This is a genomic window from Serratia sp. CY82433 (assembly GCF_052166535.1).
GTDB classification, from domain to species: domain Bacteria; phylum Pseudomonadota; class Gammaproteobacteria; order Enterobacterales; family Enterobacteriaceae; genus Serratia; species Serratia sarumanii.
On the sequence record NZ_JBJNOR010000003.1, the window covers coordinates 306,776 to 320,753 of the forward strand.

General features: G+C 61.6%; 11 protein-coding genes. 4 read left to right on the forward strand and 7 right to left on the reverse strand.

The window, feature by feature from the left end:
• Positions 1-30: 30 nt before the first annotated feature.
• Positions 31-1,281 carry a nucleoside permease gene (locus ACJ8PI_RS17755; protein WP_033636053.1) on the forward strand — a complete coding sequence of 417 codons (1,251 nt, stop codon included), beginning with the start codon at positions 31-33 and terminating at the stop codon, positions 1,279-1,281.
• Between the two features lie 33 nt (positions 1,282-1,314).
• On the opposite strand, the gene ACJ8PI_RS17760 is transcribed toward ACJ8PI_RS17755, so the two are convergent.
• On the reverse strand, positions 1,315-2,247 hold the full coding sequence (locus tag ACJ8PI_RS17760; RefSeq protein ID WP_049196192.1) for a PfkB family carbohydrate kinase: 933 nt from the start codon (positions 2,245-2,247) through the stop codon (positions 1,315-1,317).
• Positions 2,244-3,641 carry a purine-cytosine permease family protein gene (locus ACJ8PI_RS17765; RefSeq protein WP_025304294.1) on the reverse strand — a complete coding sequence of 466 codons (1,398 nt, stop codon included), beginning with the start codon at positions 3,639-3,641 and terminating at the stop codon, positions 2,244-2,246. Before ACJ8PI_RS17765 ends, ACJ8PI_RS17760 begins: the two co-directional genes overlap by 4 nt.
• Before the next feature lie 658 nt (positions 3,642-4,299).
• Between ACJ8PI_RS17765 and ACJ8PI_RS17770 the strand changes: the two genes are divergently transcribed.
• Both ACJ8PI_RS17770 and ACJ8PI_RS17775 read left to right on the forward strand, forming a co-directional pair.
• Positions 4,300-5,034, forward strand: coding sequence for a GntR family transcriptional regulator (locus ACJ8PI_RS17770; RefSeq protein WP_033636050.1), 735 nt, complete (start codon positions 4,300-4,302; stop codon positions 5,032-5,034).
• Between the two features lie 80 nt (positions 5,035-5,114).
• The gene (locus ACJ8PI_RS17775; protein WP_164134656.1) at positions 5,115-7,283 is read left to right on the forward strand and encodes a YgiQ family radical SAM protein; all 2,169 of its coding nucleotides are present in this window, start codon (positions 5,115-5,117) and stop codon (positions 7,281-7,283) included.
• Positions 7,284-7,346: 63 nt separating this feature from the next.
• On the opposite strand, the gene ACJ8PI_RS17780 is transcribed toward ACJ8PI_RS17775, so the two are convergent.
• The 3 genes from ACJ8PI_RS17780 to yqhD form a co-directional block, all read right to left on the reverse strand.
• Positions 7,347-7,952: a transglycosylase SLT domain-containing protein gene (locus ACJ8PI_RS17780; RefSeq protein ID WP_033649078.1), complete on the reverse strand. Its 606-nt coding sequence runs from the start codon at positions 7,950-7,952 to the stop codon at positions 7,347-7,349.
• A 142-nt stretch (positions 7,953-8,094) separates the two neighbouring features.
• Positions 8,095-8,919, reverse strand: coding sequence for a 2,5-didehydrogluconate reductase DkgA (gene dkgA / locus ACJ8PI_RS17785; RefSeq protein ID WP_033654835.1), 825 nt, complete (start codon positions 8,917-8,919; stop codon positions 8,095-8,097).
• Positions 8,920-9,206: 287 nt separating this feature from the next.
• Positions 9,207-10,370, reverse strand: a complete 1,164-nt coding sequence (gene yqhD / locus ACJ8PI_RS17790; RefSeq protein ID WP_060426964.1) for an alcohol dehydrogenase — start codon at positions 10,368-10,370, stop codon at positions 9,207-9,209.
• A 226-nt stretch (positions 10,371-10,596) separates the two neighbouring features.
• Between yqhD and ACJ8PI_RS17795 the strand changes: the two genes are divergently transcribed.
• Complete coding sequence (locus ACJ8PI_RS17795) at positions 10,597-11,484, forward strand: AraC family transcriptional regulator (RefSeq protein WP_194243347.1); 888 nt, start codon at positions 10,597-10,599, stop codon at positions 11,482-11,484.
• A 67-nt stretch (positions 11,485-11,551) separates the two neighbouring features.
• Here ACJ8PI_RS17795 and ACJ8PI_RS17800 read toward each other — a convergent pair whose 3' ends face one another.
• A complete protein-coding gene (locus tag ACJ8PI_RS17800) occupies positions 11,552-12,214 on the reverse strand; it encodes a DedA family protein (RefSeq protein ID WP_033636044.1) in 663 nt (220 codons plus the stop codon).
• Positions 12,215-12,344: 130 nt separating this feature from the next.
• Positions 12,345-13,556: a cystathionine beta-lyase gene (gene metC / locus ACJ8PI_RS17805; protein ID WP_164134655.1), complete on the reverse strand. Its 1,212-nt coding sequence runs from the start codon at positions 13,554-13,556 to the stop codon at positions 12,345-12,347.
• Positions 13,557-13,978 lie beyond the last annotated feature (422 nt).

The following is a 13,978-nucleotide window of genomic DNA, read 5'->3' on the forward strand; positions in this document are numbered from 1 at the left end:
CGTTGAAAGCATAATAACAAGGTGATGGCGATGGCGATAAAAGCACGATTGAAGGTCATGATTTTCCTGCAGTTCTTTATCTGGGGCGCCTGGTTGGTGACGCTGGGCTCCTACATGATCAACACGCTGCATTTCAGCGGCATGCAGGTGGGGATGGTTTACAGCGCCAAAGGCATCGCCGCGCTGATCATGCCGGGGCTGGCGGGCATCATCGCCGATCGGTGGATGAAGGCCAACTACCTGTATGCGCTTTGTCACCTGCTCGGGGCGCTGGCGCTGTACTGCGCGGCGCAGGTCGAGCAACCGATGCTGATGTTCTGGGTGATGCTGTTCAACGCCATGGTCTATATGCCGACCATCGCGCTCTCCAACGCCATTTCCTATTTTTGCCTCGAGAAGCACGGCTTTGACACGGTGAAGGACTTTCCGCCGGTGCGGGTGTACGGCACGGTGGGGTTCATTCTGGCGATGTGGCTGGTCGGCTTTAGCCGAATCGAGCTCAGCAATCTGCAGCTGTATCTGGCTTCTGCGGCGTCGCTGCTGCTGTCCGCTTATTCACTGACGCTGCCGCGCTGCCCGACCAACCGCGCGGCCGAGTCGAAGAGCTGGGTGAGCGTGCTGGGGCTGGATGCGCTGGTGCTGTTCCGCCAGCGGCGCATGGCGCTGTTTTTCCTGTTCGCCATGTTACTTGGCGCGGCGCTGCAGATAACCAATACCTTCGGCAACCCGTTCCTGCACGATCTGTCGCTCAACCCGCTGTATCAGGACAGCCTCAGCGTCCGGTATCCGGCGGTGCTGCTGTCGCTGTCGCAGATCTCCGAAGTGTTCTTTATCCTCACCATTCCCTTCTTCCTGCGCCGTTACGGCATCAAGCAGGTGATGCTGATCAGCATGGCGGCCTGGACGCTGCGCTTCCTGTTCCTGGCCTATGGCACGCCGGTCGGCTTTGGTTTCGTTCTGCTGCTGCTGTCGATGATCGTCTACGGCTGTGCGTTCGACTTCTTCAATATCTCCGGCGCCATCTTCGTCGAGAAAGAGGCCGATCGCCGGATCCGCGCCAGCGCGCAGGGGCTGTTCATGACTATGGTGAACGGTTTGGGCGCCTATCTGGGGGCGCTCGCCAGCGGCGAGGTGGTGGACTTCTTCAGCCATGACGGCGTGAAAGACTGGCAGAGCATCTGGCTGGTGTTTGCGCTGTATACGCTGGTGTTGGGGATCGTGTTCGCGTTGAGCTTCAACTATCGCCACCCGCCGCAGGAGAGTGCGGTAGCGGCGCAGTAAGACTGGGGGCGCAGCTGGCTGCGCCCTGAAACGTCAGGCCTGCGGGAAGCGCTGTTGCAACTGCTGCCGGTCCGGCGGATTGGCGGCGCCGAGGCTGGCCACCACGCAAGCGGCGACCCGGTTGGCCAGATCGACCGCCTGCGGCAGCGGCCAGCCGGCGGACAGGCCCGCCAGCAAACCGGCGCAGTGGGCATCGCCCGCGCCGATGGTGTCGACGACGTCTACCGGATAGGCGGGCACGTGCAGCGGCGGCGTGCGGCCGTCGCAGATCCACGCGCCGTCGCGATCCAGGCGGCAGACCAGCGTCAGGTTACGGGCGGCGGCATAGCGCTGCGCGGCCTCCACGGCGTCGCCTGCGCCGCACAGCGCGGTCACTTCGTCGCGGTTGAGTGTCAATAGGGTGTGGCTGTCGCTGAGCATGGCGAAGAAATCTTCGCTGAGCTGAGCGATGCGCGGGCCGGGATCGATCAGGCGCGGTTGGTCGAACGGCATACGCGTCAGCCACTCGCGCAGCGCCTCGCCGCTTTCGCCCGCCAGCTCGTAGCCGCTGGCGTAGATCAGGGTGTGCTCCGTCAGCGGCAGCGTCGCCAGCTGCGCTTTATTCCATTGGCTTTCGCAGCCAGAAACCGTGATGAAGGTGCGTTCGCCGTTCGGCTCCACCAGCGCCAGGCACCAGCCGTTGTCCATCTGGCCGTGGCGCAGCAGCACCTCCAGCCCCAGCTCGCCCATGGCGGCTTCGACCGCCGCGCCCCATTCACCGTTGCCAACCGGCATGCCGTTAATCACCGGCGTTTCCAGGCGCACCAGCGCGCGCGCCACGTTGAACGCGCAGCCGCCGATTTGCCGCGCCTGCGGCTGGGCTTCGATATCTTCGCCGCTGGTCGGCAGGCGCGGCAGCGTCATCACCAGATCGCCGACCGCGCCCCCAATCACCAGGACAGGTGTTACAGCTTCCCACTCACTCATTGATGTTCTCTGCGTTGGGTCAGGTACAGACCGTAAGCGATCAGACTCACCGCGAACGACACAAACAGCCCCAGGCTGGAATCGGCGAACAGGCCTTTGGCCAGCGGGCCGTCGATAAAACCGGTTTTGGTGACCAGCAGGCCGCACAGGGCGCCGAGGAACCAGCAGAACAGCGGGGCTTTGCGCACGCCGCGGTTCTGGCCATGCAGGCCGTACAAAGCGTTGCCATCATACCCGTGGCGGCGGCGCAGGCACAGGTAATCGAGCAGGAAAATCGCCTCCCAGGCCGCCAGGAAGACGCCGCAGAACACCAGGAAGGAGATGAACGGCCCCATGAAATCGCCGGAGATGAACAGCACATACAGGGCGATGCCCAACACCACCACCGCGTCGATCGACACCGCCAGCCACTGCTTGACCTGCACGCCGATGGTCAGCAGGTTAAGGCTGGCGGAATACAGGCTGAGCACCGCGATGGTGACGATGCCGGCGGTGGCGGCCAGCAGATAAGGAATGGCCATCCAGGCGGGCAGCACCGAGCCTATCAGTGCGATGGGGTTGGCGGCGCTGGCCAGATCGGGCAGCTGCACGGAAAGCAGGATGCCGGCCAGCATCAGCAGCATCAGCGGCAAACAGGCGCCGCCCATTACCGCGGCGAAAATGCTTTTGCTCGACGAGCTCGGGCTTTGATAGCGGCTGTAATCGGCGCCAGCGATCGCCCAACTGATGCCGGTGCCGGCGGCAATCACCGATACCGCCGGCAGGAAGCCGGTCAACCAGCTGCCGGAAGGCAGCGCCAGCACCTGGCTCCACTCGGTGTTGAACAGGATATAGAGCACCACGATCAGCGTCATGGTGCCGAAGATGCGGCTGAACCAGCTTTGCATCCAGACCACGGTATTTTGCCCCAGCAGGCTGACGACGACAGTGAGCCCACCGAACAGCAGCAGGCTGAGCGCGGTCAGCAGGTGGCTGCTACCCAACCCGAAGGCCTCGAACAGCGCCGCCAGCGTCAGGGTGCCGGTGATCACGTTGACTGCTTCCCAGCCCATCAGGTTGATCCAACTGAACAGGGTGGGCGCCACGTTGCCCTTCAGGCCGAAAATCACCCGCGAGAGCGTCAGCGTAGAGGTGCGCCCGCGCTTGCCGGCGAAGCTGGTGAGGCCGACCAGCACGAAGCTGGCGACGCCGACCAGCGCGGCGAGTACCGATTGCAGGAAGGATAAGCCGAAGCCGACGATAATGGCGCCGTACACCACGCCGAGAATGCCGATATTGGCCGCCGACCAGATCCAAAACAGCTCGATGGGCTTGCCGGTCTGTTCCGCGTCCGGCACCCGATCGATACCGGTGCTTTCTACCTTCCATGCTTCATTGCGATTGATATCGGTCATAGCAAATGATCCCTGTAGCGCAGGGCCGCGAGGGCCGCCGCAGTTGACTGAAAATCGATTCCGTTGGCGCGGTTGACGCCGGCTATTCCGTTGTCGGTGAAGACGCCGATTCCGCGCAGTGTGTAGCGGCTGATACCGCCGGGTCTGTCAAAGTGAGGGCGGTATCCGCCTTATCGGGTGAGGCACGTCGGCCGCACGGCGCCAATGAGTGTAGTCAAAGAGTGGGTCTGCAGCGGGGTTTGGCGAAGCGGGAACGTTTCTATTTGCCGACATCGATCCGTTGCGCCCACCGCGAGGGGATCCTGTGATGTGGCTATGAGCAGTGAGCAAGCTATCCATTAGCTACGTTGCTTATTCTCGGCCGTTTGTGCTGACAGTATATCCCCGCTACCGGCCATCAAGGGTATCCTTTAGGGCTGGCAGCGGGTTTTTTATTGTTTTTAAAGTGGGTCCCTGGTGTTGGTGCGATTGATGTATCAACATCAATAAGCACAGATTACGCGCGATCTAGATCCAATGAAAGTCCATTAGGCAAAATTTGTGATGCCACTCTGAAAACATTAGCGATATTTTAGTTAAGGTGAGGGGCTTATCGCCGGATCGGCGATAGGATAAAAAACGAAATCCAGACAAATGGCATAGGTAAGAGGGCGGGCGAATGACGGATTTTATGGCCTGGCTGCGTGGCCATCTGGCGCAGGGGGCGGTAGCGCCGCGTTATATTCAGCTGGCGATGGCGATAGAAACCGCGATCAGGCAGCAGGTGCTGGCGGCGGAGGCGTTTTTGCCGCCCGAACGGCAGATGGCGGAAGGCCTGGCGCTGTCGCGCGTCACCGTCAGCAAGGCGATGAAACTGCTGGAGGAGAAGGGGCTGATTTTGCGACAGCAGGGCGTTGGCACCCGCGTGGCGATGCACATTGGCTATTCCCTCGATAAGGACAGCGGTTTCACCGCTCAGGCGCTGCGTCACGGCAGCAGCGTCAGCAATCGATGGCTGCTGCGCACCCGGGTCGGCGCGCCGGCCAAGGCCGCGGCGGCGCTGGGGCTGGCGGAAGGGGATGAGGTGGTCAAACTGCGGCGTTTGCGCTTGCTGAACGGCAGCCCGGTCTCGCTGGAAACCACCTATATTCCGCCGCGCTTCCTGCCCGAACCGGGGCAGCTGGAACATTCGCTGTATGCGTTATGGCAATCGCGCGGCATCGTGCCCGAAGATAAACACTTTCTGCTGAAGGCGGTATCCTGCAGCGACGAGGTTGCCGAGCTGCTCAACGTGCCGTGCGGCGCGCCGTTGTTGCACATCACCCAGACCAGCCGCAATGCCCAGGGTGAGGCGCTGGAGTTCAGCGATATCTTGTGCCGCAGCGACGTTTATGAATTCGAAGTGAACGGTTAGCGAAATAACCATGCTCTTTTTGCAGCTAGTGCGTATAATCGCCGCCCGGCGATTAATTAACCTGTAAAAAGAGCAGCAGAATGAGCACCACCAGCCTGATCCAACCCGATCGTGAACTGTTTTCCTATAAGCCTTATTGGGCGGAATGTTTTGGCACCGCGCCGTTTTTACCGATGTCGCGAGCAGAGATGGATCAACTGGGCTGGGACAGCTGCGATGTGATCATCATCAGCGGCGACGCCTATGTCGATCACCCGAGCTTTGGCATGGCGATCATCGGCCGCATGCTGGAAGCGCAGGGCTTCCGCGTCGGCATCATCGCGCAGCCGGACTGGAGCAACAAAGAAGACTTCATGCGGTTGGGGAAACCGAACCTGTTCTTCGGCATCACCGCCGGCAACATGGACTCGATGATCAACCGCTATACCGCCGATCGCAAACTGCGCCACGACGATGCCTACACCGCCGGCAACGTCGGCGGCAAACGCCCGGATCGCGCCACCCTGGTCTACAGCCAGCGCTGTAAAGAAGCCTACAAAGACGTGCCGATCGTGCTGGGCGGCATCGAAGCCAGCCTGCGCCGCATCGCCCACTACGATTACTGGTCGGATACCGTGCGCCGCTCGGTGCTGGTGGATTCCAAGGCCGACATGCTGATCTACGGCAACGGTGAACGCCCGCTGGTGGAAGTGGCGCATCGCCTGGCCGCCGGTGAGAAGATTGGCGACATCCACGATATTCGCAATACCGCCGTAATGCGCAAAGAAGCGCTGCCGGGCTGGAGCGGCGTGGATTCCACCCGCCTCGACAAGCCGGGCCGCATCGAACCTATCCCGAACCCGTACGGCGACGATCTGCCGTGCGCCGACGGCGCCAAGCCGAAAGAGCCGGAAGCCAAGCCTGTCACCGTGCGCGCCGCCAAGCCGAAGCCGTGGGAGAAGACCTATGTGCTGCTGCCGTCCTTCGAGAAAGTGAAGGGCGACAAGGTGCTTTATGCGCATACCTCGCGCATTCTGCACCATGAAACCAACCCGGGCTGCGCCCGTGCGCTGATGCAGAAACACGGCGACCGCTACGTGTGGATCAACCCGCCGGCGATCCCGCTGACCACGCCGGAGATGGACAGCGTCTTCGCGCTGCCTTATCAGCGCGTGCCGCACCCGTCCTACGGCCAGGATCGCATTCCGGCCTATGACATGATCCGTTTCTCGGTGAATATCATGCGCGGCTGCTACGGCGGCTGCTCGTTCTGTTCGATCACCGAGCATGAAGGGCGCATCATCCAGAGCCGTTCGGAAGATTCGATCGTTCGCGAAATCGAAGAGATCCGCGACAAGGTGCCGGGCTTTACCGGCGTGATCTCCGATCTCGGCGGCCCGACCGCCAACATGTATATGCTGCGCTGCACCAACCCGCGCGCCGAGCAGACCTGCCGCCGCGCCTCGTGCGTGTATCCGGAGATCTGCACCTATATGGACACCAACCACGAGCCGACCATCAAGCTGTATCGCCGCGCGCGTTCGCTGGAGGGCATTAAGAAGATCCTGATCGCTTCCGGGGTTCGTTACGATCTGGCGGTGGAAGATCCGCGTTATATCAAGGAACTGGCGACCCACCATGTCGGCGGCTACCTGAAGATCGCGCCGGAGCACACCGAAGAAGGGCCGCTGTCGAAGATGATGAAGCCGGGCATGGGCAGCTACGATCGCTTCAAGCAGCTGTTTGATCACTATTCGAAGCAGGCGGGCAAAGAGCAGTACCTGATCCCGTACTTCATCTCGTCGCACCCGGGCACCCGCGATGAAGACATGGTGAACCTGGCGCTGTGGCTGAAGAAGAACCTTTTCCGCCTCGATCAGGTGCAGAACTTCTATCCTTCGCCGATGGCCAACTCCACCACCATGTATTACAGCGGCAAAAACCCGCTGAGCAAGGTGGGGTACAAGAGCGAAGACGTGGTGGTGCCGCGCGGCGATCGCCAGCGCCGCCTGCACAAGGCGCTGCTGCGTTACCACGATCCGGCCAACTGGGCGCTGATCCGCGCCGCGCTGGAAGAGATGGGGCTGAAGCACCTGATCGGCAGCCGCCGCGAGTGTCTGGTGCCGGCGCCGAGCATCGACGAGCAGCGTGAAGCGAAACGCCTGCAGCGCCATACCCGGCCGGCGCTGACCAAACATACCGATATCAATCGGCAGCGCACGCCGTCCAACCGGCCGCCGCGCAAACCGATTCGCAAAGCCAAGCCGTAACGGCCACGCCGCGGGCGCAAACAAAAAGGAGAACCCTCGGGTTCTCCTTTTTACTTTTACTCATCACAGCCGATCGTAGGCGGCTTCCACTTTCATCAAATGGCGCGGCGCCTGCGGAGCGGGATGGTATTTGCGCACGTGCCAGTTAAAGGCTTCCGGCGACAGGTTGTTGATCATCGCGATGGCCTGCTGGCGGTTACTGGAGAAGGTGCGCAGCAGCGCGCCGGTGCCGTTGACGTAGGCGATGATGGTGGCGTAGCGCAGCGTAACGGGATTGGCGATCCCTTTAAGCTGTTGTTTTTGCAAGGTGGCCAGATAGGCGGCGCCGAGATCGATATTGGTGTCGGGATCCAGCAGATCGTCATCGTCCGGGCAACCGCGTTTGCCTTTGTAGCGATAGGCGTCGCAGCCGGCGGTATCGGCTTTCAGCTGCATCAGGCCGATCGCATTGGATCTGCTCACTGCGGCGGGGTTGAAACCGGACTCCACCTGGATCATGGCGGTGATCAGCTTGGCGTCTACGCCGTATTCGCTGGCGGCGTCTTTAATGGCGCTGTCGAAGGCGTGGCGATCGTAGCTGACGCGCTGTTTCTTGCCGGCGCAACCCGCCAGCACCAGCATGATGCAAAGCATGCCCAGCCGTGACCCGTGTGAGAAAGAGAATTTCATGGTGCTCCGTGCTTGTCTGTTTTTTAACGGTATTAACCGGCGGGCGGAGCCTCCGGCGTCGTCATCATAACGTCAGGCGGCGCAAGGGAGCAATGTGCGGAAAGGAAAAGCCCCCTCCGACGGGAGAGGGCTTGGGGAGGACTTACAGGGTATCCGGGTCCGGCCCGAGGCGGTTGCCGATGTCCAGCTTGGCGATCTCGCCCAGTTCGTCCTTATCGAGTTTGAAATCAAACACCTCGAAGTTTTCGCGGATGCGCGACGGCGTGACCGATTTCGGGATCACGATAAGGCCGCTGTCCAGGTGCCAGCGCACCACGATCTGCGCCGGGGTTTTCTCGTATTTCTCGGCCAGCGCCTTGATCAGCGGCTGGTCGAACACCCCTTCACCGCCCTGCGCCAGCGGGCTCCAGGATTCGGTGGCGATGTGGTGCGTGGCGTTCCAGGCGCGCAGCTGGCGCTGTTGCAGCAGCGGATGCAGCTCTATCTGGTTGACGACCGGCGCCACGTTGGTTTCATCCAGCAGGCGCTGCAGGTGCGGCGTATGGAAGTTGCATACGCCGATGCTTTTCACCAGGCCTTGATCGCGCAGTTTGATCAGTTCGCGCCAGGCGGAGACGTATTGATCCTGCTGCGGGCGCGGCCAGTGGATCAGATACAGATCCACATAGTCCAGCTTGAGTTTTTCCAAACTGGTTTCCAGCGCCGCCAGCGGATCGCCCTGATCGTCGTTCCACAGCTTGGTGGTGATGAACAGGTCGCTGCGCGGCAGCGAGCTGGACTGCAGCGCGGCGCCGACGCCTTCCTCGTTCTTGTAGATCGCGGCGGTGTCGATGGAGCGGTAACCGATCTCCAGCGCTTTGCTCACCGCGCGGGTGGTCTCTTCAATACTCGCCTGCCAAACGCCGAGACCCAACTGCGGCATCAGATTACCATCGTGGAGTTTGATGATGGGTTGTTGCGTTGTCATGCGCATCTCCTTGTGTACGGATTGCGGCGCCTGCGGCACCGAAACGGCTATAGATAAATTCTAGTTGGCAAAGTGGGCGGTTGCCGGGTTTGCCAGCCTAATTTCAGCGGTGGCGGGAGGGCGATTTTCTCGCCGCTCTCCCTGCGAATGAGCGGTAAGACGGGTGGTGCGAAACGATCGGCGGCGCGCTGAGGCGCCTGACGGCACCCGGTGATCGGCCGGGCGCCGGATGCGGCGAAAAATGGCTGACGGAGACTAAAGCCTAGCAAAAAATCGCCGTTTTGCGATTAACGCGCCGCTTCGTAAATGCGGCGGCTGACGTCCAGGGTGATGTCCTGATGCTCGCCCAGGGCGGTCATGCCGTGCTGATGCAGCTTGTCGAGCAGCGCCGGAATGCTGCTGCCGTCGAGCTGATAATCCGCCATGCGGGTCGGTACGCCCATCTGCTCGAAGAAGGCGCGAGTGGCGGCGATGGCGCCGTCGATGCGGCTGTCTTCGCTGCCTTCGCGCAGGCCCCAAACGCGGTCAGCGTACTGCAGCAGTTTTGCGCGCTTCTGCGTTTTCTTCTCGTGCAGCAGCGCCGGCAGCACGATGGCCAGCGTTTGCGCGTGGTCGAGATCGTGCATGGCGGTCAGCTCGTGGCCCAGCATGTGGGTTGCCCAGTCCTGCGGCACCCCGGCGCCGATCAGGCCGTTCAGCGCCATGGTGGCGCTCCACATCACGTTGGCGCGCACCGCATAGTTTTCCGGTTCGGCCAGCGCGCGCGGGCCGTCTTCCAGCAGGGTCAGCAGCAGGCCTTCGGCGAAGCGATCTTGCACCTTGGCGTCGACCGGGTAGGTCAGATACTGCTCCAGGGTGTGCACGAAGGCGTCGACCACGCCATTGGCGATCTGGCGCGGCGGCAGCGAATAGGTCACCACCGGATCCAGCACGGCGAAGCGCGGCTGCACCAGCGGCGAGAAGAAGTGCTGCTTGTCGCCGCTGCTTTTACGGGTGATCACCGCGCCGCTGTTGGATTCGGAACCGGTGGCCGGCAGCGTCAGCACGCAACCCATCGGCACCGCGTCGGCGATGTGGCTGCCGACGGTCTGCAGGATATGCCAGGCGTCGCCGTCGGCGGTATAACGGGCGGCGGCGGCGATGAACTTGGTGCCGTCAACCACCGACCCGCCGCCGACCGCCAGCAGGAAATCGATGTTTTCCGCCTTCACCACCTCGACCGCTTTCATCAGCGTTTCGTAGGTTGGGTTCGGCTCGATGCCGGAGAACTCCCGCACGTCGCGGCCGGCCAGCGCGCTATACACCTGATCCAGCACGCCGTTTTTCTTCACGCTGCCGCCACCGTAGGTGATCAGGATGCGTACGTCCGCCGGGATCTGGCCGGCCACTTCGGCAATTTGGTCCTTGCCGAACAGGATTTTGGTTGGGGTATGCAGAATGAAGTTTTGCATGGTTGATTTCTCTCTTTCTGTCAGGCGGGCGCCAACGCGGCGCAAAGGTTTCTGGCCCGTATTGTCAGCAACCTGCCGGCAGCGCACAATGCACATTCCTGTTTGGTTCTTGCCTATTTCTACAATCCTCTGTAGGAATAGCGAATTTTAAATTATGATTTATGCCGAATCGTTCTGACTGTAAGAGGGTGTTTCCGTGATTGAAATCGATGCGCAGCGCAGCCGCATGGCGCGCCAGGCGATGGCTATCGCCACCGGCAACGGCTACACGCCGTCGCCGGTGCCGCGGGTGAAGATCCTGTATGTCGATCGCCACTGCCCGCGCCAACCGGTGATGTACGAACCGGGGATCGTCATCATCTTTCAGGGGCACAAGGTCGGCTATTGCGGCAGTAAGGTGTTCCAGTACGATCCGCGCAACTACCTGCTGATGACGGTGCCGCTGCCGTTCGAATGCGAAACCTTCGCCAGCCCGGAACTGCCGCTGGTTGGATTGGCGGTCAATATCGATACCCAAATGCTGCAGGATTTGCTGATCGACATCGGCGACGACGACTACCTGATGCAACCGCGGGCGGAGAGCAACGGGGTGAACCTGGCCGAGCTGACGGAAGCGCTGCTGTGCGCCACCGAACGCCTGCTGGACGTGATGGCCAAGCCGCTCGACGCCCGGGTGCTGGGGCCGCAGATCGTGCGCGAGATCCTTTACTACGTGCTGCGCGGCACCTGCGGCGCGTCGCTGCAGGAGTTGGTCAATCGCCATACCCACTTCAGCCAGATCGCCAAGGCGCTGCGGCGCATCGAACATCAGTATGCCGACAACCTCAACGTCGAGCAGTTGGCCGGCGAGGTCAACATGAGCGTCTCGGCGTTCCACCACAATTTCAAAGCGGTGACCAACACCTCGCCGCTGCAGTACGTGAAGTCGTACCGGCTGCATAAGGCGCGCCTGCTGATGGTGCATGACGGCCTGAAGGCCAGCACCGCGGCGATCCGCGTCGGCTACGAGAGCGCGTCGCAGTTCAGCCGTGAATTCAAGCGGCTGTTCGGCATGACGCCGAGCGATGAAGTCGCCCGGCTGCGCGAGGCCAACCCGCTGCTGCTGGAGGGCTGAGCCGCGTTTACCGGGGCAGGGCGATCTTGCCTGGCGCTGGTCGAGAAGGCGCTGTAGCGCGCCGGATTTAGGAAGAGGAAGCGCGCTTTTTGCGCCAGATCACCAGCATGGCGCCCAGCAGGCCGACGAACAGCAGCAGCAGCGGCAGCAGCATCAGGCCGGTCATCACCTGGCTTTCGTAGCGTTTTACCAGAGGGATTTGACTGAAAGCGTAGCCGAGGCCCACCAGCGCACAGACCCAGATCGCCGCGCTCAGCCAGTTGAACACCTGGAAGCGCGAGCTGTTGAGCCCGGAAATGCCGGCCATGGTCGGCAGCAGCGTGCGCACGAAGCCGAGGAAGCGGCCGATCAGCAGCGCCGTCAGCCCGTGGCGATTGAACAGGTTGTGCGCGCGCTGGTGGTACTGCGCCGGCAGCTGCAGCAGCCAGCTCTTCACCAGGCCGGTGTGGCCCAGCCAGCGGCCCTGGATATAGCTCAGCCAGCAGCCGAGGCCGGCGGCGGCGGTCAGAATCAGCAGGGTGGGGGCAAAGCCCATCACGCCTTTGGCGATCAGCGCGCCCGACAGCAGCAGCAGGCTGTCGCCGGGGAGGAAGGAGGCGGGCAGCAGTCCGTTTTCCAAAAACAGGGTGGTGAAAAGTACGGCGTAAACCACCCAAATTACGCTTGGATCGGCGAGGGCGATAAAGTCCTGCTGCCAAAGCGCATGAATAATCTCTCGTAATACATCCATTTTATGTCCTGTTGCATGCCGGTTGCGCCCGGGGTCACGTTCTCCAGGATGCGGCGGTTACCGTATCTGACAGTTACCCGATTAGTGTACCGCTAATAGCTTAAGCCGACATTAAACAAGGCGAAGAAAATTACCGGAATCCGTCTTGGCGCACGCCGTTGAGGCGATCGAAGCCGGCCGCCAGATCGGCGATCAGGTCTTCGACGTTCTCCAGGCCGATGTGCAGGCGCACCAGCGTGCCGGAGAAATCGACGCCGCCCGCCGGACGGATCGCTTCCAGCTCTTCCGGCTGGTTGGCCAGGATCAGCGACTCGAAGCCGCCCCAGGAGTAGGCCATGCTGAAATGGCTGAAGTTGTCCAGGTAGGCGGCCAGCTGCGCATCATCCAGCCGCTCTTTCAGCACGAAGGAGAACAGCCCGTTGCAGCCGCTGAAGTCGCGGCGGTAGAACTCGTGGCCCTTGCAGCTGGGCAGGGCCGGGTGATTGACCGTCGCCACCTCCGGCCGTGCCGCCAGCCAGTTGGCGACTTCGATGCTGCTGCGCTCGTGCTGCTTCAGGCGCACGCTCAGGGTGCGCAGGCCGCGGCTCGCCATGTAGGCGGTGTCGGCATCCACCATCTGCCCCATCAGATAGGAGTACTCGCGCAGCCGATCCCAACAGCGCGCGTTGGCGACGGCGGTGCCGAGCATGTAATCGGAATGGCCGATCAGGTATTTGGTGCCGGCCTGAATCGAAATGTCGATGTCGAAATCCAGCGCCTTGAACAGCACGCCCGCCGCCCAGGTGTTGTCGATCATGATCACCACCTCCGGCGCCACCGCGCGGATGGCCTGCACCATCGACGGGATATCCTGCACTTCCAGGGTGATGGAGCCGGGGGATTCCAGGAACACCACGCGGGTATTGGGCTGGATCAGCGTGGCGATATCGGCGCCAATTAATGGATCGAAATAGGTGGTGCTGACGTTCATGCGGCCGAGGATATGGGTGCAGAAATCCTGGGTCGGTTCGTACGCCGAGCCGGTGACCAGCAGGTGATCGCCGGCGCCGACGAACGACAGGATCGCATTGGCTACCGCCGCCGCGCCGCAGGGGTACAGCACGCAGCCGGCGCCGCCCTCCAGCTCCACCATCGCATCCTGCAGCGCGAAGTGGGTCAGGGTGCCGCGTCGGCCGTAAAACAGCTCGCCGTGGGCGCGCTGCGCGGTGGCGTGTTTTTTGGCGGCGACGGAGTCGAAGACCAAAGAAGAGGCGCGTTGCGTGACGGGATTGACGGAGCCCTGGGTGTAGCGCTTGCCGCGGCCGGCGCCGATCAGCGTGGTTTCGATATGTTTTGACGTCATGGTACCTGGCTCACCTCTGGTTGCTCTGCACGTGCCCGTTTGCGATAGCCCTTACGGTATCATGAGTCAATATAGCCATCCAGACGTTTTAACTTCCAGATACAGAAACGGCTATAATTGGCTGCCGACTGCGCATTTCTCGCCTAATCCTTCTGCCGAGCGGCGAGAGAGAAGCCCATTCATCGGTCGGATGCCGTTCGGCAGCGTGGCCTTGTTGCGCCGTTGTGGGGGAAAAGTAACGAAATAACCCCATAAAAGGGGCGTTTGGCGGTGAACGGACGCGGATTGGCGCTTTGCCGCGGGGTTGGCTAAAATTTTCTCGTTTATTTGGTAAATAATAATGAGAACTACTATCAATCCCCGGTTGGTTTGATATGATCGCACGCTGAATTATTCCTTAATTTTGATCGGTAATGGGTGGA